This window comes from Sinorhizobium garamanticum (assembly GCF_029892065.1).
Taxonomy (GTDB): domain Bacteria; phylum Pseudomonadota; class Alphaproteobacteria; order Rhizobiales; family Rhizobiaceae; genus Sinorhizobium; species Sinorhizobium garamanticum.
Window position 1 is genome coordinate 543,944 of the sequence record NZ_CP120374.1, and the last position, 24,648, is coordinate 568,591.

Below are 24,648 nucleotides of genomic sequence, written 5' to 3' on the forward strand. Positions count from 1 at the left end.
CGGCTTCGGTCGTGCTCGCTTTGCAAAATCAGGGGCGCGTCTGTAAACATGCTCCTGCGAAGATCAAAGAACGCCAATCCCCATGGATATAAGACGCCTCAAATCCTTCATCGTCATCGTGGACAGCGGCAGCATAACGCGTGCGGCGGATATCCTGCACCTGGCCCAGCCGGCACTGAGCCAGCAACTGGCGGCACTGGAGGAACATTTCGGCCAGAAACTGCTGATCAGAAGCCAGCAGGGCGTCACCATGACCGATGCCGGACATGCGGTCTATCGGCATGCGCAGATCATCCTGCGCCAGATGGAACAGGCGCAGGCAGACGCCGCGGCCGCAGGTAATTCGCTTGCGGGGCGTGTTTCCGTGGGTCTCGTGCCGTTCAGCAGCGCCGCCACGCTCTCCGTCGACCTCCTCGCGGAAACGAGGAAAAGGCATCCCGGGATCTTGCTTCATCTGACAGAAAGCGTCGGTCAAACCTATAGTCAGATGATCATGAACGGCCGATTGGAAATGGCGCTGATTCATGGTGTCGGTCCAATCAAGGGCGTCCGGTTCGAACCTATCCTCAACGAGGAATTCTATTTCGTTGCGCACCGAAATTTCGCGATCGAAGCGGATTCGAAACCGGTGCCGGTCGGTTCGCTGGACGGGATGCCGATGCTGTTACCACCGGTCTACAATTTCGTGCGCCGCGCCGTTGATACGGCCTTCACGCGCAGCCGGATCAATCTCAAGGTGGTGGCGGAAGTGGAAATCGTGCGCACGCTCGCCCGCGCGGTGGGCGGCGGCCTAGGCGCGACCATCATGCCCAAGGCCATCGCCGATCGCATCGTATCGGAATCAAGCGAACCTCTCGTTTGCCGGCTGGTCTCCCCAAGGATCGAGGAAACCCTGTCTCTTTGCACGTCCGATCAGGGCTCGCTGTCGGAGCCGGCATTCGCCGTCAAGGACATACTCGTTGAGCTGACTGAGCGACTGAAACTCTGAAGCCCGCGAGCTGGTGCTGGTCCCTCCGGGCCGGAAGGCTGCGGCTCATGGATCAGCGCATATCCCTGCAAAATTGGGCGATGCGCGCGCAGCCCTCGTTCAGCATTTCCATGCTTGTCGCGTAGGAAATGCGGAAATATGGGCTCATCCCATAGGCCGCGCCCTGCACCGTCGCGACGTGGTGCTCATCCACCAAAGCCATGACGAAATCGACATCGGTCTCGATCTTGCGTCCACCCTTCGAGGTCTTGCCGATCAGGCCGGCAATATTGGGATAGATATAGAAGGCGCCTTCAGGCTTGTGGCAGCGCAACCCTTCGATCTTCGCCACTTGGCCCAGGACGAAATCGCGCCTTTCCCTGTAGATTGCCGCCCGCTCCTTGAGGAGGTCCTGAGGACCATCCAGCGCCGCGATGGCTGCGGCCTGCGTCACGGTGGTGATGCCACCTCCGTTCTGGCCGTTGACGTTGCTGATTGCGCGGATCAGTTCCTTCGAGCCGCTGGCGCAATATCCCAACCGCCAACCAGTCATGGCATAGGCCTTGGAGACGCCGTTCATCGTCAGGACACGATCATAGAGACCGGGTTCGGCATCGGCGATGGTGCAGAATTCGAATCCGTCATAGACCAGGTGCTCGTAGATATCGTCGGTCAGGATCCAGACATGCGGATGGCGCAGCATGACTTCAGCGATTGCGGCCATTTCCGCGCGCGAGCAGGCTGCCCCGGTCGGATTGTTCGGAAAATTGAGGATAAGCCATTTGGTGCGCGGCGTGATCGCGGCCGCAAGGTCCTCGGGACGCAGCTTGAACCCAGCCTGTTCGAAGCAGGGCACAGCCACCGGGACGCCGCCGGCAAACTTGACAATATCGGCGTAGCTGACCCACGACGGTGTAGGGATGACGACCTCATCGCCCGGATTACAGGTGGCGAGCATCGCGTTGAAGATCACCTGTTTTCCGCCGCCGGAAACGACGATTTGGGTGGCATCGTAATCGAGATTGTTGTCCCTCTTGAACTTCCTGCTGATCGCAGCCTTCAGCGCCGGAGTGCCATCCATCGGCGGATACTTCGTGTCGCCGCCCAGTGCTGCGGCATGGGCCGCCTCGATCGCATGGGCGGGCGTCGGAAAATCCGGCTCCCCGGAGGAGAGACTCACGACCTTGATCCCCTCGGCGGCCAGTTCCCTGGCGCGTTGGGTCATGGCGGCGGATGCGGAGATGGAAACGTTTTTCAGACGGTCGGCTATGGAAGACATCGACATGATCTTTCGGTGAGATGGAAAACGTGGCGATCAGCGACCTGATCAGGATGCAAGTTCGGCCGCGGGCGCGAGCGTGGCGCCGTAGGCCTCGATTTCACTGCGGACGATGCGGGCAAGCTCCAGAGAGCCGGGCGTATCGCTATGGACGAGGATGGAGCGTGCAGGCATGGCAATGACGGTGCCGTCGATCGCCTCGATGCTTCCGTCGGTCAGAAAACGGCGCACCCGGGCCCGTACCGACGCCTCATCCTTGACCAATGCGCCTGGCAGGCCGCGCGCCACCAGCTTGCCACCGGCATCATAGGCGCGGTCGGCCAGGAACAACGCCAGCGTCTTGAGCCCGGCACGTTTGGCGGCCTTTTCAATTTCGCTCTGCGGGGTCACAAACACCGCAAGACGCGGATCCACGGTGGAAATGGCATCCATCATCAGATCGGCGAGCGCGGGATCGCGATTGACCATATTCCCCATGGCCGCATGAAAGCTGAAATGGCCGACGGTCATCTGCTCGCTTTTGGCGATCGCGATCAGCGCGCCGAGCTGGTAGAGCATCTGCTGCCGCAACTCGTCCGACTGGAACGGCATCTCGCGCCGACCGAAACCGGACCGATCCGGCAGGCCCGGATGCGCGCCGACACCGACGCGGTTTTTCTTCGCGAGCCGCACCATGCGCGCCATCGTATCCGGGTCACCGCCATGAAAGCCGCAGGCGATGTTGGCCGACGAAACGACTTTCATCATCGCCTCGTCATCGCATAGCCGATAAGGACCGAAACCTTCGCCCATGTCGGAATTCAGATCGATCTTCACCGCTTCCTCCTTTTGACCGGTTCACTTGTCGTCAGGTCATCGCCTTCAACGCGCGCTTGATCATCTGCGACGTCTGCCTGACATCTTCGATGTACCTGGCAGCGGTCTGCTCGACCGCTCGCGCCTCGGCGTGCGTCGAGCGGATGAATCGCAACCGGCTGCCGATGCGTGCCTGGCCGAGCCGCCACAGGTCGCATTCGATGACCCCGGCAATCTTTGGGTAGCCCCCCGCCGTGTTGGCGTCGCTCATCTGGATGATCGGCTCTCCTCCGGGCGGCACCTGAATCACGCCCGGCACAACACCATGGGAGCGCATCTCGATCGTCGCCGTTGGTTTGATGGGCTCACCGGACAAGCGATAGCCGGTCCGGTCGCTGCGCGAGGAAATACGCCAAGCCTGATTCCAGAAAGCCTCCCCATCAGAGGCAAACAGCTCATGCTCGCCGGCGGCAATCGCTCGGATCGGCAGCACGCCATCGACCGGAGCCGGAAATACATCGCGCAGCGCGACAGTCGGCTCGACTACGGCGATTCCGCTTGCTGGCAGCGGCAGTGCATCGGAATGCGTGCCGATCTCGATCCGGTCGCCGTCGACCAGAGGCCGACCGCTGTTTCCCCCGAAACCGCCGCGCAGTGCGGTGCTTCGGGAGCCCATGAGAACCGGCACGTCGAGTCCCCCGCCGACAACCACATAAGCGCGCGCGAGCGTCGGCGGCTGCCTCAGCTCGAGGATCTGGCCTGTTTCGGCGACGTGGGTGCACCATGGAAGCAGTTCCCTTCCGTCCAGCACCGGATGGCCATCCGCGCCGGTGACGGCAAAAGCCACACGAGCCTCGAAACGCAGTTTGAAAGGAAAGGTCTGAACCTCAATGGCAGCCGCGCCGTCGTCATTGCCAACAAGAATGTTGCCAATCCTGACAGCGAGCGGGTCCATGGCGCCGCTGGCAGACACACCGATATCGCGATAACCGGGGCGGCCAAGGTCCTGCACCGTATTGAATGGACCGGCTTCGATGATCTCGATCATAGCTCGATCCTCGCCGGCACGAAGCGGACCGTGTCGCCCGGCGCCATCAATGCGGGCGTCGGAGAGGTTGGATCGAACATCTGGAGTTCTGCGTAGCCGAGCGAATTCCACCCGTTCGGACCGGTCAGCATCGCAACGCCCGTCTGCATCCCGCCGATCGTCACACAGCCCTTCTCCATCCTGAGCGACGGAACGGTCTTCCTGGGCATGTATATTCGGGGATCGAGCCCGTGGAGGTAGCCAAACCCGGGGGCGCTTCCCAGGGCAAAGACGCGGTAGGTCGCCTCATGATGAATGCGCACGACCTCGCGATCGCTCAGCCCCGAAAAGTCGCAGATGGCGGGAAGATCGATCGCGTAATCTCCGCCGTAGTGGACCGGGATGTCGATCGACTTTCCGGTGAGATCAAGGCTCTCAGCATTATTCCACGCTTCAAGCAGCCGGCCGACGACGATTTCGGGATCCTCGGGCGTTTCCTTCAATATCGACAAAAGGTTGGTCATGCCGGGGATCACTTCCGCGATATCCACCCAACGCCTAACTGTCTGGGATAGGGCCCAAATCCGGCGCTGCGCAGGGAGGTCGAAATCTCCCGGTACTTCGAGAAGGAAGGCACGGGCACCGATGAACGAGACCCGCGCTCGTCCTTTGGTCGCCGGAACGATCACGCGTGATGACGCAAGGATGTTCGAAGTGACAGTCATTGTTGTGGCTCGATTTCGAACAGGGGATCACCGAACCCGACCAGGGCATCGGGTTCTGTCAGCCGTCTGGTCAGCAAGCCGGACCGGCCGGCAGGAATGGGAAGCAGGACGGAACCGATGCGTAGGAAGCCGATCACCTCCTTGTCGGAAACCGCACGCGGGAGTTGCCCGGCTTCGGCGGGAGCCGAAGGGCGCAAGGCGCAGAAGCGGCCCGCCATCGGCGCCTTGACGATCGCTGCCGGTGCCGCCGCCAAATCTGGCGGCGCATTTCCGGTGAGGCTGACCCGAGCGCCCCCTCCCTTCGAAACGACTATGCGCAGATGTGCGCCTGCCTTGGAGATTTCCAGGCCGTCGACACCCGCCGCGATCAGTGCGTCGGTCAGGACTGCGATCGTCGCCGGATCGCTGAAATCGATCGCGCTCATGCTGTCCTCCGTTGCCTGAGCCATTGCTCGAGGTAATGGATGTCCGTCTCTCCACGGGCAAAGGCTTCATCCTCGAAGAGCGCGCGCAGGACCGGCAGATTGGTGGAAATTCCCTCCACCCGCGTGGCTGCCAGCGCCTCGCGCATTTTCGCCATTGCTTTCGCCCGGGTCGGCGCATGGACGATCAACTTGGCAATCAGGGAGTCGTAGTAGGGCGAAACCCTGTAGCCGGCGTGGATATGCGTGTCGACGCGAATGCCCGGCCCCTCGGGCAAAGCAAGATCGGTGATGAGGCCGGCCGAAGGCAGGAAGCTGTCGGGATCCTCTGCATTGATGCGGCATTCGAAAGAATGCCCATCGCATCTCACGTCGCCCTGACGCAAATCCAGGGGCTCTCCCTGCGCAGTCCTGATCTGGGCATGGACGATATCGATGCCGCTGGTCATTTCCGTGACCGGATGTTCGACCTGCAGGCGCGTATTCATCTCGATGAAATAGAACGCACCATTCTCGTAGAGGAATTCGAAGGTTCCGACGCCGCGATAGCCGATCTGCCGACAGGCCTTCGCACAAGCCATTCCGACAGGGCGGATCACATCCGGCGCAATGCCCGGCGCTGGCGCCTCCTCCACTACCTTCTGGTGACGGCGCTGCATCGAACAATCACGATGCCCGAGCCAGACGGCATTGCAATGGGCATCGCAGAGCACCTGGATCTCGATGTGCCGCGGCTGCTCAAGAAACTTCTCCATGTAGAGCTCGGGCGAACCGAACGCCTGACGGGCTTCCTCCCGGGTCAAGGCGATTGCCTCGTGCAACGCGTCGATCTCCCGCACGACGCGCATGCCCCTCCCGCCCCCACCGCCGGCGGCCTTGATGATGACAGGATATCCGATCTCCTGTGCTATGCGTTCGACGGCGACGGAATCACCGGGAAGTGACGTATCCGGACCGGGCACGCAGGGTACGCCTGCGCCGACCATCGCCCGTTTCGCCGATATCTTGTCGCCCATGGTCGCGATCGATGAAGCCTCTGGCCCGATAAAAACAAGGCCGGCGTTTTCGACCTCTTTGGAGAACGTCGCGCTTTCCGACAGGAACCCATAACCCGGATGGACGGCCCCTGCGCCGGTCAGACGCGCCGCCAGGAGGATCGCGTCCTGATTGAGATAGCTCTTTGCCGCATTCGAGGGACCAATGCATAGAAAGCCGTCGGCAGTCTTGCCATACGGCGCGTGCTTGTCTGCCTCGGAACAGATCGCAACCGTCTTTAGACCGAGTTCACGGCAGGCGCGCTGGATCCGTGCGGCGATCTCCCCCCGATTGGCGATCAGCACCGTATCGAAACTTTGCTTGGCCGACGCAGTGTTATCGAGAGACTCGGCCATTATGCAATCTCCGCCAGCACGTCGCCGGTCTCGACCTCGCCGCCGTCGATTTCAGTCAGTTGCGTGATACGACCGGCACGCGGTGCTGCGACGGTGCTCAAAACCTTCATCGCTTCGATGATAAATAGGGTCTGACCCTCGTCCACCGTATCACCGACGTCGACGAACGGCTCTTGTCCCGGAGCCGGCGCCCGATGCAGGATGCCGAAGGTCGGCGCCTTCACCGGGAACGCCGACGTCTTGGCAGTTGCCGAGGACGTCTCGCGAGGCGGCTTGGGCGAAGTACCCGCTGCTTCGTTTGGAGTTAGCGTCCATTCGACATCCGGCGTGCGGAAGATGCGAACCGTGAGGTCCTTTTCCGTTACCCGGAGCTCGGTAATCTTCGAGTGTCCGACAAAATCGATCAGGGTCTTTATCTTAGACAGGTCCATGAGCGCACTCGGTACTTCGGAATGCCTCTTCATGATCCGGACAGATCGGACCGCGTTCGGCTGACTTCCTCCGTAACACGATGGCCCGTGCGATGGGGTCAGAAGAACTTTTGATGGCCATCGGCAGCATGCAAACGTAGCACTTGCTACTTCCTACCGAATGCGAGCGCCTTGAGCGGTATCGAACCTGAGACGGCGAGGAGAAAGTAGCGTCGATCGCGTTTATTCGTCGTTGAACTCTACGGGCCACGTCTGGGCGCCATGCAAAACACGCAGAATGCGAACTCTATCCGCCATCACGGTGTAGGCGGCAATGACAGGTGTACGCGGGATAACAAGCTCCCGAGTCCCGGCGATCCGACTAGGACGACCACTTTCGGGAGAAGCGGGTCGTGCATTTGAGATTCAGATGGTCTGGGACGTTACGCGCATGCTGCGCATGGCATCCTTCCCTCCGGACCAAGATGAGGTCGGCCTGTGGGTTGCCGATCACCAGCGAGAATGGTTGGTGGGCGAGGCTTATCGTTTCGCCATAGAACGTGAGGCGTCAATGATCGGCGTGGTCGATTTTGACGGCGTTGCCGAACGCGAGGGATCCTTGGGCTACTGGTTCGATCGCGCGGCCTGGGGTCAGGGCTATAGTTTCGAGGCTGCACATGCCGTGACACGCTTGCATTTGAGGAAGTTGGGCTTTTGAAGCTCACGTCCGGTCACGCGCATGACAACCCGGCCTCTGGGCGCGTTCTCACCAAGCTGGGGTTTATCCAATCGATATGGCTCAGCGCTTTTCTCGCCCACGAGGCGAAACCATCATGCAGCACCGCTACATCCTAACTCCTTCGCGAACCTGACCGGTCAGTGACCGCCCTCCGCCCTTTGCGGCCTCCGGAAGTGAGATTCGATCCCTCGCCTTGAGCGGACTCGAACTACAGGCCATGTTTTCGATTGAGCGGCGTAAAGCTCTATTGCGGAACAGAAATCAGGCCGGGACGGCTATTGTTGTCGGCATGTCCTGCTGCGGCCATCGCTGCAGTGCTTCCCGTCCGGCGTCGGTCAAGCCATAGACGCCTCTGTCGAGCCGTTCAAACCAGCCATAGACATTCGCAAGCAAAATCTTCCCGGCATCCGGTATGCTGGATCTGATTTCACGCACGCGCATCGGTCCTGATGCCAAGGCTAATGCACAGCCGAGCGCCTGCTGGCGGTACGCGGTCATGACAGGCGCGCGTGTGCTCCCGCCTACTGCCGGATCGCCGCGTCGCCTCTGGTGTTCACGCATGAGCCTCGAACGCCGTTTCGGATTGGTTCGCGGCATCGGCGATACGGACCCGACGATAACGCTGACGTCGCCGGCATCGGAAATGCCGAGCATGCCGATCCCGAGCTTGCGGCAGAGATCGCGGTAGCGTTTGTCGGCCTCGCGACCTTTGCCCTTGGCCGAGACTCGCGCCGCGATCCAGACCTCGTCCGCGACAGCTGCGCGATCGACGGCCTGCAGTATGAGCTCCAGATTGAAGCTCAATTTTAGTTCACAGATCACGACCACAGGCGGATCGTCATCGCTCAACCCGACGAGATCGCAGCCGCCAACCTCGCCCTTGACGACGTAACCTGCCTTTTCGAGAAAGCCTTTGACGGGCAGATAAAGCGAAGTTTCCATATGCCTGCAGGTTCAAGCGAAGAATCGTTCCATAACTACATCGATCCGCCTGTCCGGGACACCCATCTATCGCCGCCGCGGTTACACGGTATGGTTGCGCCAACGCATCCCTGCGGCGATCGACCAGCGCCAACGCCGGGCGTCGTCATCAACCGCTGTGCGTTGTCGTCCTGGCGGGCGATGGCACGCAGCTTGCGCGCAAAACCTGCAAATGCATGCACAAGCGCGTCGCGCACCTTCAGCAGTGCCGTCGCGATCGCTTCCAGGGTCGAAAGGCCTGCAATCAGCGCGCGGATGCGCGCCCACGTAACTGCGCCGCGTCGTCGGCCCGACGTTGAGGCCGAAGCCGCGCAGGATGCCGCGGAGGCTCATCTCGATGTCGTGAAGCTTGCCCTGAATGAGCTTGCGGGCGGTCAGCAGAGCACGCACCTCCTGGGCGGCAAGAGATTTGCAGTGGACCGGTCTGAACCAGCCAAGCCGCATCAACTGCGCAATGCCCCGTGCGTCCTTCTTGTCGGTCTTCACCGGCATCGTCTCAAAGGCTGCACGCACGTGGCGCGTCTCGATCAGCTCGACGCAAAGACCTGCTTTCACCATCCCGGCATGGAGCCACTGCGACAAAGGCCCGGCCTCCAGACCAATTCGCTCCATCGCCACGCCGTGCTCGCCGAACCAGGCGATCAGCGCATCGGGTTCGCTGAGGATCTTTGCTTCCCGCACAATGCCGCCATCCGCATCCATCACGCACACACTTGCGTATTCCAGTGATACGTCGATGCCGGCATACTGCTTCATGGTCGTCTCTCCGTGCTGCTATGGAGCAGGCCACTCCTGACTCCGCGACACCATCATTGTGAGGGACGACCACCGGCCCTTCAAACCTGGCGGGCCGGGTTCCGCCCGTTACACCCCCTTTTTAGCCCAGAACGTGAACATCCTCGCAACAAGCCGTGCACAGGGCTCTGGAATGGTGCGGTTCTTGTTCTGATCCCGGAAAGGTAGGTGATGTTGGGCAATCCGGGCCTTCCGACCTCGCTGATGTGAATGGCCTGGTCTTGCAAACGACGTCCATTCGCGCCACTCTCGGTCGCGCCTAGCCGGTCATCTTCTGGATGTCGGATGAAGGTCGAAACTCACAACCTGAAACGAAGGCCAAGCGATGAGCAGCATTAAGGACCGTCAGGAAGGCTTCGAAAAGAAGTTTGCGATGGACGAGGAGCTGAAGTTCAAGGCGATGGCGCGGCGTAACAAGCTGCTTGGCCTGTGGGCTGCTGAAAAGCTCGGTAAAACCGGCGCAGACGCCGACGCCTATGCGAAGGAAGTAGTCCGCGCGGACTTCGAAGAAGCAGGGGACAACGATGTGTTCCGCAAGGTGCGCGCCGATTTCGACGCGGCTGGCGTAGCCCAGTCCGATCAACAGATACGCGTCATCATGGACGAACTGCTGGCAACTGCAGTCGACCAGATCAGGGACACCTGACTACCAGTAAGTTCTGACAGAAAACCGTCGACTACGGTCTCGGACTGGGAAGTCCAATCCGGTGGTTTAGTGCTTTGGGCCGCGGAGAGGACGCCCGCGAGCGGCGTTGCAAGGGTATCGCCAATCCCGGCAATTCCGGATCTTCGGTTTGGATCGCCATGACCATCGTCGAGCGGTCGACCCCTCTGTAACGTGGATGTCGGCTTTGAAGCAGCGCCAGGAATGTCCGCAAAAAGCTCGCAGGACGGTGACTGCATCAAGGTGCACGATCGGTAAGAGCGTCGGCTCCCTCCGGCTCGGCGCAATGGGCACAGCAGTAAATGATGTCGCTCTGCTCGACTCCGTGCCCGATGATCCGGACGCCGCAATGCGGGCATGTCGGAGCAAGTTTCTGGATCGCGCATTCGAAACTATCGAAAGTGTGGGTCTCATCCCCCAGGTTCGCCTGGAAAGCCCTGTCATAGTCGTTGCCGCACTGGTCGCGTCTGGGCATGGTTGCATCCTCCTGTTCAGTCGGCCCAACCTCGCGTGCAGCGTGGTGATCAGCGGCTCAGCACCTAGCGACACGCTCTGCCTTTCCGGGTCCGGAGGAGGGTCGCAACCGTAGGCTGCGATCCGAAGGCACTCGGGGACGTCGAGCGACACTCCCATGGGCCGGCTCATCACGCGGACCACATGCGACGCAAACGATCGGCATCCGCGATGGTGAGCCCAGAGGCGCGCAAGGCTCCAGAGCTCGCCGCGACAAGGGCCGCGTTGTCAGATGCCAGCGAACCGTCCGGCAGCCAGAGATTGTTCTCGAAGCCGACCCGGACATGTCCGCCGAATAAAGCGCCGGCCGTCACGCAAGCGGCCTCCCGGGGGCCGAAGGCGCAAACGCTCCAGTGTGCAAAACGCGGCACGCCGGGCGCCAGAAACGCCAGAAGATCCGAGGGTATCGCGCGTTGCTCGGCGGCATAGCGGCCGAGCACGAAGAGGACGGGTAGGTGCTCGAACGGGATCAGGCCGCGCGCCGTTAGCGCTGCGAGTAAAGCGGCTTCCTCCGGCGTGTAGAGGATGATCTGCGGTACAATCCTTTCGCTGCGAAGCCACTCCAAAAACTGGGCAAATCCAGTCTCGTGGCTTTCATCCGGCAGTAGCTCTCTCAGCGCAATCGACACCGCCTCCGGCCGCACCTTGCGCACCACCTCCATCTGCTCTGCCGGCCGGTAGATGCCGAGCGCCTCGCTGGTGATTTGAATGACGAGCTGGTCGTCTACCGCCGCACGGATTGCGGCGATCGCCGCGCGGTAAACGCCGGCATCCAGCAGATGCCTGCCATCCCTGTCGCGCACATGAATGTGGATCATGCAAGCGCCGGATTCGAGGCAGGCCCTGGCATCCGCCGCGAGTTCATCAGGTGTCAACGGCAGGGCCGGATGGTCTGCCTTGGAGCGGCGGCCTCCATTGGGCGCGACGGCGATAGCGATTGGCGTAGGACCGCTCTGGGTGGTCGGATCAGATGTGGTCATGCACGCAATTCATTTGTTTCTATAATCGCTGCTAGTGTAACATATGTTGCATGCCCGGCGCTACGGGAGGTTACCTCCTGCCAGGCGGAAGTTTGGCTTTGTAACACCATTGATCCGAGGGACGTCATGACACGAATCCTGCACCGCCAGATCCATGCGAAACTGCCGACGGCGGACGGTGGGCACGGCGTTTACCTTGTCGACACTGCCGGACGGTCCTATATCGACGCATCCGGCGGCGCGGCGGTGTCTTGCCTCGGCCACGGCCATCCCGACGTGATCGCCGCTCTGCACGCACAGGCCGATAGACTTGCCTATGCCCATACGAGTTTCTTCACCAACACGCCCGCCGAGGCACTGGCCGACCGGCTGATCGAAGGCGCGCCGGCAGGCATCAGCCACGCCTATTTTGTGTCGGGCGGTTCGGAGGCGATCGAGGCAGCACTGAAGATGGCGCGGCAATATTACGTTGAAACTGGCCAGCCAGGACGGCGCAACATCATCGCCCGGCGACAGAGCTATCATGGGAACACGCTGGGGGCACTCGCGGCCGGGGGCAATGAAATGCGCCGGACGCAATTTCATCCGCTGCTCATCGAAACGCACCATATCGACCCTTGCTTCGCATACCGCTTCCAGGAGCCCGGCGAAACAGACGAAGCCTATGCGGTGCGCGCCGCGCAGGCGCTCGAAGACAAGGTCCTCGAACTTGGACCCGAAACGGTAATGGCATTCGTCGCGGAGCCGGTGGTCGGCGCCACCGCCGGTGCGGTGCCATCCGTTGCAGATTATTTCCAGCGCATCCGCGCCATCTGCGACCGCTACGGTATCATTCTGATCCTCGACGAGGTGATGTGCGGCATGGGCCGGACCGGTACGCTTCACGCCAGCACGCAGGACGGCATTGCCCCCGATTTGATGACGATCGCCAAGGGGCTCGGCGGCGGCTACCAGCCTATCGGCGCAGTGCTGCTCAGCCAGCGGATTTTCGATGCTTTCGCCAACGGCACGGGCCAGTTCCAGCATGGCCACACCTACATCTGCCATCCGATGGCGTGTGCCGCGGCACTTGCCGTGCAGGAGGCGATTGCGCGCGACAATCTGCTGGCCAACGTCAGGACAATGGGTGCGTACCTCTCGCGGCGGCTGGGTGAACGCTTCGGCAATCATTCGCACGTCGGCGACATCCGCGGACGCGGTCTGTTCATGGGCGTCGAACTGGTCAGGGATCGTTCGACCAAGGCGCCGTTCGAACCTGACCTCAATGTTCACGCACGAGTGAAGCGCGAAGCAATGGCGCGCGGCTTGCTGGTCTATCCTGGCGGCGGCACCATTGACGGCGTGCGTGGCGATCACGTTCTTATCGCCCCGCCCTTCATCATCGATGCGGTGACGGTCGACACGGTTGTCGATCGGTTAGGCGAAGCGATTGATGCGGCTATTGCCGATTAACGCGCGTCATTCGGGCAGATAGGCCCCCAGGCCCTGGAGCTCCAGTTCGGTAGCCCGAACCCGGGCCGCCGCGGCGGGGCCGCTGCGCGCAAGCATCGTCGCTGCCAATGCCTCGACGATCGCCAGTGCCGCGGCAACCGATGGGAAGAACGATGGACTGTCAGTCGAAAAGCGCAGGGTGACCTCGGCGTGCCGCGCGATCGGGGCGGCGATGCTGTCGGCTATCGCGATCATCGGGACGCCGTGCCGCTGCGCGGTCTCCACGACGGGCCCGAGTTCGCGAGAATAGGGCGCGAAGCCGATAACGACGACCGCGTCCTTCCTGTCCAGCGCCGCGAGTTCCGCTTCCAATGAACCGCCGTCGCTGCCCAGCAGCGTGACGTCGCGTCGGAACATCCGGCAGAGATAGACAAGGGCGTGAGCCGGAGCGCGGCAACTCCGGAAGCCGGCCACGCGGACATGCTGTGCCCGTTCCAGAATCGCGCAAGCTCTCGCAATCTCCTTGCCGTCGTTGGCGGCTTCGGCTGCCGCGAAGTTAGCCGCGTTGGTCCGAAGCGATTCGACGAAGATTGCTTCCGGACCGCGCAAAACCAGCGCATCGGCCTTGGCTGCGAACGGAGCGTTGCCGGAACGAAGCCGGTTCTCAAACGGTTTGCGAAACGCCGCCCAGTCGGTGAAGCCGAGGCGCCGAGCCAGCCGGACAAAGGTCGTCGGCGTCACCTCCGAGCGCGACGCCAGCACGCGCATCGATACCAATGCGACCTCATCGGGATGGTCTACGAGAAACCGGGCCGCCTTGCGCAATTCCGAGCTCAAATCAGGAATCTCGGTCAAGATGCGCGCCTGCACCGCATCATAATTCATGTCCGGCCCGTCCATGTAACAAGTATTCCTCTTGCTTGATGAAGCGCAACGATCGTAGCATGCCTCGACGTGCCTCAGACACAAAAACTCGGGACGGCTGCAATGGCACGCACAGGATCAAGGGAGAAATAGATGAAACATGAACGGATTACCCTGCGCGGAGCGCAGATCGCCGCTCTTTCGGCTGCACTGCTGTTTGCAGGCAGCGCCGTGGCGCAACAGAAGTTCGTGACCATCGGGACTGGCGGCGTCACTGGCGTTTACTACGCCGCCGGCGGCGCTATCTGCCGGCTCTTGAACAAAGACCGGAAAACGCACGGAATCCGCTGCTCAGTGGAATCGACCGGCGGATCGGCGTTCAACGTCAACACAATCAAGGAGGGCGAACTCGACTTCGGCATGGCGCAGTCCGATATCCAGTACAACGCCTTCAAGGGCGAGGAATCCTTCAAGGAGGGCGGCGCACACGCCGACCTCAGGGCGGTCTTCTCGATTCATCCGGAGCCGTTTACGGTGCTCGCTCATCCGAATGCCGGCGTGACGAAGTTCGAAGACTTCAAAGGCAAGCGCTTCAACGTCGGCAATCCGGGATCGGGCACGCGCGCTTCCATGGAGCGTCTGCTCGCCACGATGGGCTGGACGCTGGCCGATTTTTCGCTTGCGTCGGAACTCAAGGCCGACGAGCACGGCCCGGCACTTTGCGACGGCAAGATCGACGGCTTTTTCTACGGTGTCGGCCATCCTTCCGCCAATATCCAGGATCCGACGACGACCTGTAGCGCAAAGCTGGTGTCGCTGACCGGCGATGCGGTCGACAAGCTGGTCGCGGAAAATCCCTATTACGCACGGGCGACCATCCCGGGTGGCCTCTACAACAACAATCCGGAGGATACGGAAACCTTTGGTGTTCTGGCGACATTGGTCACGTCGGCCAATGTTCCGGAGGAAAGCGTCTACCAGCTGACCAAGTCGGTGTTCGAGAACTTTGATGAGTTCAAGTCGCTGCATCCGGCTTTTGCCAATCTCGATCCGGCCAAGATGATCAAGGACGGTCTCTCGGCGCCACTGCATCCTGGCGCGGAAAAGTATTACAAGGAGAAGGGCTGGCTGAAATAAGCACCGGCATATTCTCGCGGCGGCCGGCGGGTTCCATGGTGTCCCCGCCGGCGAACAAAAGTGGGAGGGTGTCACGAGCGACGTTCAAGAACGGCAGGTCGATCTGGACCTGGAGCAGATTGTCGCCGAGGCGGATACCGGTGGGCGCAACGCCAAAGGGGTGACGGGGCAGATATTGCTCTGGACCGCTGCCGCTTGGTCGCTGTTCCAGCTCTGGTACGCGTCCCCCCTGCCATTTGTCTTTGGCTTCGGCGTGCTCAACGATACCGAAGCGCGCGCCATCCACCTCGGGTTTGCGCTGTTTCTGGCCTTTCTCGCCTATCCCGCTCTGAAAAGATCCCCTCGCGACCGGGTGCCGTTCGCTGATTGGGTGCTTGCGGTGCTGGGCGCCTTCGCCGGCGCTTATCTATTCCTCTTCTATGTCGTGCTTTCCGGGCGGCCCGGCCAGCCGACGACACTCGATCTCGTCAGCGGCACCGCCGGCATCCTGTTGCTGCTCGAGGCCACACGCCGTGCGCTCGGCCTGCCGATGGTGTTCGTAGCGGGCACCTTCATCTTCTACACCTTCGCCGGCCAGTACATGCCGGACGTCATCCAGCACCGCGGCGCATCGCTGGTGAAATTCATCAATCATCAGTGGCTGACGACGGAAGGCGTGTTCGGCATTGCGCTCGGGGTCTCGACGAGCTTCGTTTTTCTCTTCGTCCTGTTCGGAACGTTGCTTGAAAAGGCAGGCGCCGGCAACTGGATGATGCAGATTTCGATCGCTTTGCTCGGGCATCTGCGCGGTGGCCCGGCCAAGGTCGCCGTGGTCTCCTCGGCCTTGAATGGTGTCGTCTCCGGCTCGTCTGTCTCCAACGTCGTGTCGGGCGGCATCTTTACCATTCCGCTGATGAAGCGCACCGGACTTTCCGGCGTGAAGGCCGGCGCGATCGAGGCCTCGGCCTCGATAAACGGTCAGATCATGCCACCGGTGATGGGCGCCGCCGCATTTCTGATGGTCGAATATGTCGGTATTCCCTACGCGGAGATCGTCAAGCACGCGCTGCTGCCGGCTGTCTTTTCCTACATCGCCCTTCTTTACATGGTGCATCTGGAGGCGGTGAAGCTGAACATGCAGCCGATCCCGCAGCGCCCGACTCCGAGGCGCGAGCGATGGCTCCGCATGGCTCTCGGGCTCTCCGGGAGCGTCCTTGCGGTCTGCCTCCTCTACTACGGTATCGTCGCCGTTAAGGCCGCATTCGGCGAGACTTCGCCCCTTGTGCTCGCGATCGCGGGCGTGGCGCTCTACGTCGGGACGATCTGGTATTCGGCTCGCTACCCGGATCTCGAACTCGACGATCCAAACGCACCGATACTCGAACTGCCGCGGGCATGGGATGTGACGCGAACCGGGCTCGATTTTCTCATTCCCATTGCCGTCCTGCTCTGGTGTCTGATGGTCGAGCAGCTTTCGCCCGGACTTTCGGCCTTCTGGGCGACGCTAACGATCATCGGCATCGTCGCCACCCGCCAGCCGTTGATGGCGATTTTCCGGAGGAAGCATTTTGCAAGTTCGGTGCGTGCGGCAGCCTGGGACCTGACCGACGGTCTGGCGCTCGGCGCGCGCAACATGATCGGCATTGCAGTTGCCACCGCCACGGCCGGTATCGTCGTCGGAACGATCACGCTCACGGGTCTCGGCCTCATGATGACCGAACTCGTCGAGTTCATCTCGGGCGGCAACGTCATTTTGATGCTTATTCTCATCGCAGCGATCAGTCTGGTGCTCGGCATGGGCATACCGACGACCGCCAACTACATTCTGGTCGCCACCCTGATGGCGCCCGTGGTCGTCGAACTCGGCGCTCAGGCAGGGCTCGCTATTCCGCTGATCGCGGTGCACCTCTTCGTCTTCTATTTCGGGATTATGGCCGACATCACGCCGCCTGTCGGGCTCGCCGCCTTCGCGGCGGCGGCGATATCCAAGGAAGATCCGATTGCCACGGGCTTCCAGGGGGCGCTCTATTCACTGCGCACCGCCATCCTGCCCTTTGTTTTCGTATTCAATCCAGCGATCCTGCTGATCGGCGTCGAAACCTGGGCCCACACCATCTGGGTCGCTGCCATCTCCCTTGCCGCCATCCTCATCTTCTCCGCCGCGACGATGAACTGGTTCGTGACGAAAAGCCGGCTGTGGGAAAGCGCGGTGCTGCTGCTCGCCTGCTTTACGCTGTTCCGCCCGGACTGGTGGCTCAATCAGGTCTCGCCGCCCTACAAGGAACTGCCGGCCTCCGAATTCCTGTCGGCCATCGAGGAGGTTCCGGCAAAAGGCCGGATCAACTTCGTGGTCCAAGGAATCGACCTCATGGGCGACGAGGTTCGCAAGACTGTCAACGTTCCACTCGGCGAACCGGGCGAAGCGCTGCAGCGGCTGCGATCGATCGGGCTCACCGTCACGCCCGCAGGCGACAACTTGATGATTAGCAATGTCGCCTTCGGCTCCTACGCCAAGCGCATCGGGCTCGAGGTCGGATACGACGTGGTCGCAGTGCTGAAAAGAGCCGAGCAGCCATCAAGCCTTATCCCGGTAAGCATTGCGCTGGCCCTGACCGCCGGCATTGCCGGCCTGCAGTTCGCTCGAAGAAGGCCAGTCCAGGTGACGACGGCCGAGCGACCGTGACGGAAGGCAAGCATGTCGGACAGCGCAGAGGGCTTTAAACCGTCTGCAGAGTGCGGCTTTACTGACGGCTTTCGCATTTTTGCGGAGTTCGGCCCGAGTTGTGGTGCAGCTCGACAAGGCAAAAGCCATCACCGCGGCCGTGCCAAGCCGCGCAAAAGGAATCGCCGTTGAGCTAGTCTAGGTCGACGAAACATCAACCCCTATGACTGCTATGGGATGGTTCAACAGCAAACCAAGCCGCTGCGGCGCTCGTCGCTGTCGCTCTCGTCGGTACAGCAGTTGCCGTGTGCGAACAGGCGCGAGCTCTGGTCAAGAAGTCATGTGCTCGCGCCACGACTGACGGCAAACGCGGCGCTATGTCCTTGGCTTCACCAAGCCGCAGCGAATAGCTCCAAGAACCCTGAGTCGGAAGAGGCTTCGCTGAAAGTCTCCGTCACCTGAGCTCGGTGGTCCAAGTGGCGAATAAGGATGAAAATTGCCGTCAATGGCTGTGGGTAGCCGGCCCTGCTCGCAGAAGAATGGTTCGAACCCAAGGATAATCGCGGCAAGCACCAAGGCCCGATAGGATCACGGCCGTCAGCACCACACCAATTGCACGAGCCTCGTAGGCCCGGCTCATTTCCTCGATCGCAAACACGATTCCAGTAAGCGGCGTAATGCGGCCGCGATCCCTGCCGCGGAGCCGCCCAGGATACGGCCGCGTCTTGCATGCCAACCCGTGCTGATCGCGGACTGCCGCAGGGCCTAGCCTATCTGAGCCAATTGTCGAAGTTGCGCGAGCGATTCAACCAGCAACGGTTCATTCTCAAGCATTGCACCCAAATGTCTCCTGGCTAGGGCGTTGAGCACCCTTTCACCGTCGACAGTCAGGCCGACGAGGACGCTGCGTTTGTCGGCAGTCGATTGGACGCGCAGGACAAGACCCGCCGCTTCAAGTCGATCAACGAGCTGAACGGCGCCATTATGCTGTATCAGCATCTGTTCGGAGAGTGCCCGAACCATAATCCGGCTTTGCGGAGCGACTTTGATGACCAGCAATGCCTGGTACTGTTGCGAGGTCACTCCCGCCTCGGTCAGCACCGCTTCGCTGAAGGAAAGGAAGCGACGCATGGCCAGCCTGACCCCAGCAAGGCATTGAAAGATCCCCGGATCAAGAATCGCCTCATCGGGTGTGCCGGGCGTTTGTTTGCTAGATCTGAGACGTGCGCCGGAGGGCATCGATACATCCTTTATTTATATCATGCCATGATATATACTGCTTTGTACCCTGTGGGAGGGCGTTCGCGAGCGCGTCAGCGAAACTAAAAAGGGCAAATGCCGCGCTCGCGAATCGTATTGCTGAATAGTGTCACGGCGAGGGCATATCCTTGGACGACCTGAACGCAAACATCAACGGATCGCTCGAACTGCCGCGAGACGTGCGGTTTTATGGCTCCATCACCGGCACTCTCACAGTTCCGCCGGAACGAACATTCGAACTCTTCGGCACGGTCGGACATGATCTTGTGATTGAGAAGGATGCGGTTGCAGTCGTTCACGGAACGGTTCGGGGCACGTTGGTCAATAAGGGCGGTAGGGTTGTTATCGATGGAGGCTCCGTAACGCGGATTGACGACCATGACCCCGCACGCCCGACTCGCGCCGCACAGCAATTCGCATCATCGGGACGAAGGCAGTGACCCGCAAGCGCCGTCAGGGGTTCGGCTCTCATTCGTCTGACAACCTAATTCTGAAGACCGATTACATCGCTGGACAGCTTGGTCTGTCGGTGAGTGATTTCGAACGTTATCGACACCTCGGCATGATTGTCGCGAGCGTCGATTGCGGTGTCGATGGTCAAACGGGCATAAGCCGCGTTAAATGCCGTCTTGGCAATCGTGTATGGGAAGCGCTCGTCAACGAGGAAGGAACTGTCGTTCATGAAACCACGACATTCCTGCGCGGCAAATTGGCAAGACCGAAACCGGACCGCCAGCTGAGCTCCCTGAAGACGAATACTCTAAGCCTGTGGTTCGGCATCTGCTTCCGCGCGCAAGCGAGCCCCTGCTCTCGGCGCCCAGTCTGGAATCGCGTCGAGCAGGGCGTTTCTCGCAACGCGAACTGTGACCTAAGTATCGACCCAGCGACGGCAGGCATACCCGAATGAGCGACGGCCCGCCTGAAGTCATTTCAGGCGGGCCTTGCCTTTGGTCGCCCCCAGCTAGTCAGCGGTCGGCCAAGGGTTCTCTTTCAGCTGCTGGTCTCCGCTTCGGCGACCGATGGCAGCTCTTTCAGTTTTACCAGCGCATCGGCACAGGTGTCGGCGGCATCGGGAACCGGCTTCGAGAGACCGGTAACCATCGCCCAGCCGCCGTTCTCGATGAAGTCGTCTTGTTCCCAACTGGACTTCGACTTGAGCTCCTTCAGATTTTCCGTAGCATTCGCAGCGGACGCGAAGTTGTGCACGCAGATATCTGAAATGAGCTCTGCACGAGCTGAGCGGACCGCCTGATCGGTCATCAGCGCAGCGCCGCCGGCTGTAGTCCAGCCGCCCCACGTGAAGCCGACGACCATGGTCAGTATTGAAGCGCCTACGGTCGACCAGAACCACACGGTTTTCGTGGGGCGATAGGTCGACCAGCCGCTTTCATTGATTTCGGACATCTCTCTCCTCCTTCTTCCAACTATATCATATCATGATATATTTCGCACGCAAAGGCATCGGCATTGCGGTCGAGCCACGCGCGGGACCGGGAGACGCGACCGATCGATCGCGCACGGCGGCGTGAACGCCTCCAATGTCATCATCTGATCCTCTGCCGACCCTACGGTCCGACCCTGTCGAGGGGTGGTTTCGGGATGGAAAGCAGACGGTCGTGCTTAGGGAGAGTAGAAGCTTCGAACCGCAGACAAATCATTCCCTTGGAACCCGCGTGTCGCATAGCCGTTGAATGCAAACATGCAACACTTTCAGCGGAGGAGAATATGGCTCGACAAGAAGGTCCCGGAGTCCTTGCTCCGTCTATGCGCGAGCCCATTGGCGACTTCGATGTGGTTTCGGAAGATGAATGGAACGCTGCCCGCGAGAAGCTGCTTGCGGAGGAAAAGGCCCTGATGAAGGCCAAGGATCGTCTGGTCGCTAAGCGCAGACTCCTTCCGGTGACCGAAGTTGACCGCAATTACAAATTCATAGGCGCGAATGGTGATAGGGATCTGCTGGGGCTGTTCGAAGGACGACGACAGCTTGTAGTCTATCGTTTCTTCTATGGGCCCGATGTCGAGAATTGGCCGGATGGGGCGTGCAGCGGTTGCTCGCTGTTTGCTGACACCGTCGTTCATCCTGCCCATCTTGCAGCACGCGACACGACCCTCGCCTTCGTCACTGCTGCTCCTATCGACAAGATCGAGAGCCTGCGCGAACGGATGGGATGGAACCACATCCCTTTCTATTCGCTGCCCGATGAGCGGTTCTCTCGGGATTTCGGTGTTGAAGAACTATTCGGCATCAACGTCTTCATCCGGCGCGGTGAACGTATTTTCCGCACCTACTTTCTGAACGGCCGCGGCATTGAGGAAATAGGTCCCGTCTGGTCATTTCTCGACATGACGCTGTTAGGTCGGCAGGAGACTTGGCAGGAGGTACCGCCCGGGCGTCCTCAGGGCGATCCCTACACGTGGTGGCGTCTTCACGACAACTACGGCCCAGTCGCTGCTCCCAACCCTCCGCAACCGAAGGGAGACGCATGAGTTGGGCGAGCCTCTGAACGCACTGCAAAACGTCAGCGGCGTTTCTCGGGACCGATTTCGGCGAATTTCCAAGGGCCTATGCCATAAACAGCGCCGTAGGTGTGGACGGATGCTGGTATCGAAGACGTCGAAATAGTCGACTACCATTGAAAGCCAATGGTGGCGCACAAGGAGCTTGAGATGACCCATATCCTTCCCCCGGTCCATCCGGGCGAAATCCTTCGCGAAGAATACCTGCTTCCCCTCGAGATGAGCGCCGGCGCACTGGCGAAGAAGCTCAATGTTCCCCGCACCCGCATCGAGCGTATCGCGGCGGAGCAAACACCGATAACGACGGATACCGCCCTGCGCCTCGCCAGGTATTTCCGCACGACGCCGGAATTCTGGATGAACATGCAGACCAGCTTCGACCTCAAGACAGGGGAAATTGCGCTTCATGACGAACTGGAACGGATCCCGGAGATCGAGACGGCGGCATAGCTGGTTCGTGCCCCCCGCGCTGCCCAATCTAGCCTGCGCATAACCCGTCAGCGTCCACCAAAGCCGGGTTCCAATCGATCCATTATGCGTTTTCGGAGCACAAAACGAGGACATTCTGCTTGCTTACCGGGGGCCACTCTTGCGCCGCAATTCGGCAGTCAGCGAAATGCGGACGTTCGCTGCATCACTCACCACGCTCGGCGGCGGCGCCAGTGCACCATCCCGCCGAACGCGCACTGCGCCGCCGGCTGGAACTTGTACCGATCGCACCAATTCGAGCCGGCAATTGCTGCGCCCTTTCGCCCCTAAAGCCGGTCGAGCCGCAGCATCGAGGTGTTGCCAACCCAAGCATCGCGCCATTGACGCGTTGTTTTTTCAACCAAAACTTCGTCGCCGCGTGCACGGTAGACCTCGCTCAGGCCGAACAGTGCCCAGCCATTATTCGGAGCAAGATCGAGGCTCTCAAGAAAGGCCTTCTCCGCGCCATCAATATCGCCAACGCGGAGCAGCGCCGCCCCAAGTGACTGTCCGATTGGGTAATACCAGTGGCGTGGTTCCATATATGAGAGGCGATCCTCAACTGTCTTGGCATCTGCGAATGCGCGAGCGGCAGCCGGCCAATCTTCCTGGGCTTGGGCAATGCGAGCCGTGAGGACGTGCCTGGCGATAGCCAATACGTCAGCAGCGGGCATTCCGCCTGCCTCGAGCCCGCTTAAGTCGGAAGATCGTGCGATCTCTGCGATCGCCGCCCCTTCGACCCGAGCAGCGTCGACATCACCGCGGGCAGCTTGGGCCACCCCGCGCATATAATGCCAGGCCGCATCAACAAACGGGAAAGCGCCGCTTGGACGCGCGAGCCCCAGGATCGTTTCAGGATCGCTGAACTGGGCATGCGCAAACAGGGGGGCGGCCTTTATCGGCTGAACGAACGCAGGCGCGGCGCGCGCGAGCTCGTCCGAAACTACCCGCGAGAGCTTGTGCGCCGCTTCGATTGCAGTCGGTCCGTCGCCGGCCATTTGCGCCGAAACTAGAAGGAAGTGGATATTGTGCGGATAGTAGCCGCCTGCATAGAGCCCCTCAGGTGGTACGGCTTGAAAGAAGGCCTCGTCCGCCGCGACCGCCCGGCGGTTGACCGCAAGCGAATCCGCATAGCGTCCAACCCGGTAGTAGATGTGAGAGGGCATGTGGACCAGATGACCGGCATCGATCTCCATCTTCATCAGGCGATCGGCGTGCGGCTCCGCCCGCTCGGGCGTGGTCGAAGCCTCGACAGCATGAATGTAGAGATGGATCGCGCCAACATGGTCCGCGTTGCGCGCCAGCACCCGTTCAAGTGTCGAGATGATCTCCACAGTCTGTCCCTTTGGTTTTTCGCCTCCGTCGGCCCAGTAGTCCCAGGGGCTGAGGTCCATCAACGCCTCGGCATAAAGAACGGCAATATCATCGTCATCCGGAAACTTACTGGCGACTTCGGCCATGGCATCTGCGTAGGCTTGATCAAGAACGGTACGGTCGGTATCCGGCGCATAGCGATGGGCCAGAGCAGCGATCAACGCCTGCTCACGCGGAGATGCGTTAGGCGCCAGGGCCGTGGCCTTCGCCATTGCGGCCATCGCCGTAGCATTTCCATCGGGATCCATCGGCGCGTTGATGTTCGGGCCGAGCACGAGCGCCTCGCCCCAGAAACAAATCGCGCAAGATGAAAACGCACCTTCTCTCCAGCGCCCTGTCGGCAGCGATTCTGATCGCCGCTGCTCCGGCACTTGGCCATGAGCCGAAGTACCACGTGGCGAAGAACACTGAACTGAAACAGTTCGGTGGCAACCAATTTCCGGCGCCATCGTCTCGCGGTGCACAAGTTCCTCTTTGGCCAAGCCGCACGGGAGCCCGGGCAGAACGCGACCGGACCCAGATCGGAAGGATGGCGGGGAAGTACCTGTTAGGCTGAACAGATGAAAGAAGCCCCGATCATTGAGATCCGGGCTTAGTCATGTTCAAACTATATCTAATGCAACATAGAGCATCGACACAGCAACACTTCCCCCCCTTGCCAATACAGCAGATTCTAAGGACGTTCGGGGAAGAATTGGTCGTTGCAGAAAAGATAATTATCCTAAAATCGTAGAGAAAAAAATCAGAATTGATGGGTTTATTGATTCATCATACTCTTACAGGCATTGGCTTGGCTGCGGCGCCCTATGCGCCCACCATGTGCGACCCCAGGCAAGTCAGCCCAAACCAGGGAATGCCCCCAAGGGGCCGTTCTCGCGGAGCAGCTATGCTCATCACAGGCCGATTCACTTCGCTGAACGGCTTACGGCGCCTGATCCCTCCGCCATTCGCGAGGTCGTACCTTCAAAATAGCTGCACTGGTCGAGACTGCGACCGGAGCGGCTTTCGGACATGCCCGCCTTGGAGTCGATCGCCGGTGGAAGAAACGCCCGCGGCATGCGTGAGTGTTGTGAAACCGACGGCCCGCCGATGCCAGTCTTGGAGTGTCATTCTTGCAGCGCGGCTGGACCAACACTCAGCTGCGCGGTGCAGCCATGCAGCGCAGTCACCCAATGCGGGGAGCACTCGAACTGACTGATATCCATGCATTCCCCTGCCTTTGTGATCGCGACGAGGATGAGAAACGCAGTCATAAAGTCTCCATGGAA

General features: G+C 60.7%; 24 protein-coding genes and 3 pseudogenes. 9 read left to right on the forward strand and 18 right to left on the reverse strand.

The window, feature by feature from the left end; all coding sequences use genetic code 11:
* The first annotated feature begins 82 nt into the window (after window positions 1-82).
* Window positions 83-988, forward strand: coding sequence for a nitrogen assimilation transcriptional regulator NAC (gene nac / locus PZN02_RS22500; protein WP_280662882.1), 906 nt, complete (start codon window positions 83-85; stop codon window positions 986-988).
* 52 nt (window positions 989-1,040) lie between these two features.
* On the opposite strand, the gene PZN02_RS22505 is transcribed toward nac, so the two are convergent.
* The 8 genes and pseudogenes from PZN02_RS22505 to PZN02_RS22540 all read right to left on the reverse strand — a co-directional run.
* Window positions 1,041-2,252: a pyridoxal phosphate-dependent aminotransferase gene (locus tag PZN02_RS22505; protein ID WP_280662883.1), complete on the reverse strand. Its 1,212-nt coding sequence runs from the start codon at window positions 2,250-2,252 to the stop codon at window positions 1,041-1,043.
* Window positions 2,253-2,294: 42 nt separating this feature from the next.
* Complete coding sequence (locus PZN02_RS22510; RefSeq protein ID WP_280662884.1) at window positions 2,295-3,062, reverse strand: 5-oxoprolinase subunit PxpA; 768 nt, start codon at window positions 3,060-3,062, stop codon at window positions 2,295-2,297.
* 31 nt (window positions 3,063-3,093) lie between these two features.
* A complete protein-coding gene (locus PZN02_RS22515; protein WP_280662885.1) occupies window positions 3,094-4,089 on the reverse strand; it encodes a 5-oxoprolinase subunit C family protein in 996 nt (331 codons plus the stop codon).
* On the reverse strand, window positions 4,086-4,793 hold the full coding sequence (pxpB, locus tag PZN02_RS22520; RefSeq protein WP_280662886.1) for a 5-oxoprolinase subunit PxpB: 708 nt from the start codon (window positions 4,791-4,793) through the stop codon (window positions 4,086-4,088). Before pxpB ends, PZN02_RS22515 begins: the two co-directional genes overlap by 4 nt.
* Complete coding sequence (locus tag PZN02_RS22525; RefSeq protein WP_280662887.1) at window positions 4,790-5,218, reverse strand: acetyl-CoA carboxylase; 429 nt, start codon at window positions 5,216-5,218, stop codon at window positions 4,790-4,792. Before PZN02_RS22525 ends, pxpB begins: the two co-directional genes overlap by 4 nt.
* Window positions 5,215-6,606 carry an acetyl-CoA carboxylase biotin carboxylase subunit gene (gene accC / locus PZN02_RS22530; protein WP_280662888.1) on the reverse strand — a complete coding sequence of 464 codons (1,392 nt, stop codon included), beginning with the start codon at window positions 6,604-6,606 and terminating at the stop codon, window positions 5,215-5,217. Before accC ends, PZN02_RS22525 begins: the two co-directional genes overlap by 4 nt.
* Window positions 6,606-7,037, reverse strand: coding sequence for an acetyl-CoA carboxylase biotin carboxyl carrier protein (locus PZN02_RS22535; protein ID WP_280662889.1), 432 nt, complete (start codon window positions 7,035-7,037; stop codon window positions 6,606-6,608). The genes accC and PZN02_RS22535 overlap by 1 nt, the downstream gene beginning before the upstream one ends.
* A gap of 222 nt (window positions 7,038-7,259) precedes the next feature.
* A pseudogene (locus tag PZN02_RS22540) lies at window positions 7,260-7,418 on the reverse strand (type II toxin-antitoxin system RelE/ParE family toxin); the annotation flags it as partial.
* Between the two features lie 49 nt (window positions 7,419-7,467).
* Between PZN02_RS22540 and PZN02_RS22545 the strand changes: the two are divergent.
* Complete coding sequence (locus PZN02_RS22545; protein WP_280662890.1) at window positions 7,468-7,734, forward strand: GNAT family N-acetyltransferase; 267 nt, start codon at window positions 7,468-7,470, stop codon at window positions 7,732-7,734.
* Window positions 7,735-8,016: 282 nt separating this feature from the next.
* Here PZN02_RS22545 and PZN02_RS22550 read toward each other — a convergent pair whose 3' ends face one another.
* Both PZN02_RS22550 and PZN02_RS22555 read right to left on the reverse strand, forming a co-directional pair.
* Complete coding sequence (locus PZN02_RS22550; protein ID WP_280662891.1) at window positions 8,017-8,697, reverse strand: DUF2161 domain-containing phosphodiesterase; 681 nt, start codon at window positions 8,695-8,697, stop codon at window positions 8,017-8,019.
* 128 nt (window positions 8,698-8,825) lie between these two features.
* Window positions 8,826-9,492: pseudogene (locus PZN02_RS22555) on the reverse strand (IS110 family transposase); the annotation flags it as partial.
* 364 nt (window positions 9,493-9,856) lie between these two features.
* Between PZN02_RS22555 and PZN02_RS22560 the strand changes: the two are divergent.
* Window positions 9,857-10,177, forward strand: a complete 321-nt coding sequence (locus PZN02_RS22560) for a DUF1476 domain-containing protein (protein ID WP_280662893.1) — start codon at window positions 9,857-9,859, stop codon at window positions 10,175-10,177.
* A gap of 256 nt (window positions 10,178-10,433) precedes the next feature.
* On the opposite strand, the gene PZN02_RS22565 is transcribed toward PZN02_RS22560, so the two are convergent.
* Both PZN02_RS22565 and PZN02_RS22570 read right to left on the reverse strand, forming a co-directional pair.
* The gene (locus tag PZN02_RS22565; protein ID WP_280662894.1) at window positions 10,434-10,670 is read right to left on the reverse strand and encodes a hypothetical protein; all 237 of its coding nucleotides are present in this window, start codon (window positions 10,668-10,670) and stop codon (window positions 10,434-10,436) included.
* 169 nt (window positions 10,671-10,839) lie between these two features.
* Complete coding sequence (locus PZN02_RS22570) at window positions 10,840-11,688, reverse strand: beta-keto acid cleavage family enzyme (RefSeq protein ID WP_280662895.1); 849 nt, start codon at window positions 11,686-11,688, stop codon at window positions 10,840-10,842.
* Window positions 11,689-11,814: 126 nt separating this feature from the next.
* Between PZN02_RS22570 and PZN02_RS22575 the strand changes: the two genes are divergently transcribed.
* Window positions 11,815-13,140 (forward strand): aspartate aminotransferase family protein, encoded by a 1,326-nt coding sequence (locus PZN02_RS22575; RefSeq protein ID WP_280662896.1) that lies wholly within the window; start codon window positions 11,815-11,817, stop codon window positions 13,138-13,140.
* Between the two features lie 6 nt (window positions 13,141-13,146).
* Here the strand turns inward: PZN02_RS22575 and PZN02_RS22580 are convergent, their stop codons facing one another.
* Window positions 13,147-14,019, reverse strand: a complete 873-nt coding sequence (locus tag PZN02_RS22580) for a MurR/RpiR family transcriptional regulator (RefSeq protein ID WP_280662897.1) — start codon at window positions 14,017-14,019, stop codon at window positions 13,147-13,149.
* A gap of 117 nt (window positions 14,020-14,136) precedes the next feature.
* On the opposite strand from PZN02_RS22580, the gene PZN02_RS22585 reads away from it, so the two are divergent.
* Complete coding sequence (locus PZN02_RS22585; protein ID WP_280662898.1) at window positions 14,137-15,120, forward strand: TAXI family TRAP transporter solute-binding subunit; 984 nt, start codon at window positions 14,137-14,139, stop codon at window positions 15,118-15,120.
* A 160-nt stretch (window positions 15,121-15,280) separates the two neighbouring features.
* Window positions 15,281-17,782, forward strand: a complete 2,502-nt coding sequence (locus tag PZN02_RS22590) for a TRAP transporter permease (RefSeq protein WP_280662899.1) — start codon at window positions 15,281-15,283, stop codon at window positions 17,780-17,782.
* A 547-nt stretch (window positions 17,783-18,329) separates the two neighbouring features.
* Here PZN02_RS22590 and PZN02_RS22595 read toward each other — a convergent pair.
* Window positions 18,330-18,484: pseudogene (locus tag PZN02_RS22595) on the reverse strand (chloride channel protein); the annotation flags it as partial.
* A 42-nt stretch (window positions 18,485-18,526) separates the two neighbouring features.
* Window positions 18,527-19,000, reverse strand: coding sequence for a MarR family winged helix-turn-helix transcriptional regulator (locus tag PZN02_RS22600; RefSeq protein WP_280662900.1), 474 nt, complete (start codon window positions 18,998-19,000; stop codon window positions 18,527-18,529).
* 457 nt (window positions 19,001-19,457) lie between these two features.
* Between PZN02_RS22600 and PZN02_RS22605 the strand changes: the two genes are divergently transcribed.
* Window positions 19,458-19,928: a DUF6522 family protein gene (locus tag PZN02_RS22605; RefSeq protein WP_280662901.1), complete on the forward strand. Its 471-nt coding sequence runs from the start codon at window positions 19,458-19,460 to the stop codon at window positions 19,926-19,928.
* Window positions 19,929-20,011: 83 nt separating this feature from the next.
* Here the strand turns inward: PZN02_RS22605 and PZN02_RS22610 are convergent, their stop codons facing one another.
* Window positions 20,012-20,425 carry a hypothetical protein gene (locus PZN02_RS22610; protein ID WP_280662902.1) on the reverse strand — a complete coding sequence of 138 codons (414 nt, stop codon included), beginning with the start codon at window positions 20,423-20,425 and terminating at the stop codon, window positions 20,012-20,014.
* A gap of 387 nt (window positions 20,426-20,812) precedes the next feature.
* Here PZN02_RS22610 and PZN02_RS22615 point away from each other — a divergent pair, with 387 nt between their 5' ends.
* Both PZN02_RS22615 and PZN02_RS22620 read left to right on the forward strand, forming a co-directional pair.
* Complete coding sequence (locus tag PZN02_RS22615; RefSeq protein WP_280662903.1) at window positions 20,813-21,508, forward strand: DUF899 domain-containing protein; 696 nt, start codon at window positions 20,813-20,815, stop codon at window positions 21,506-21,508.
* A gap of 180 nt (window positions 21,509-21,688) precedes the next feature.
* The gene (locus tag PZN02_RS22620; protein WP_280662904.1) at window positions 21,689-21,988 is read left to right on the forward strand and encodes a HigA family addiction module antitoxin; all 300 of its coding nucleotides are present in this window, start codon (window positions 21,689-21,691) and stop codon (window positions 21,986-21,988) included.
* Between the two features lie 305 nt (window positions 21,989-22,293).
* Here the strand turns inward: PZN02_RS22620 and PZN02_RS22625 are convergent, their stop codons facing one another.
* Together PZN02_RS22625 and PZN02_RS22630 are read right to left on the reverse strand one after the other, a co-directional pair.
* A complete protein-coding gene (locus PZN02_RS22625; protein ID WP_280662905.1) occupies window positions 22,294-23,844 on the reverse strand; it encodes a hypothetical protein in 1,551 nt (516 codons plus the stop codon).
* Window positions 23,845-24,486: 642 nt separating this feature from the next.
* A complete protein-coding gene (locus tag PZN02_RS22630; RefSeq protein WP_280662906.1) occupies window positions 24,487-24,633 on the reverse strand; it encodes a hypothetical protein in 147 nt (48 codons plus the stop codon).
* Window positions 24,634-24,648 lie beyond the last annotated feature (15 nt).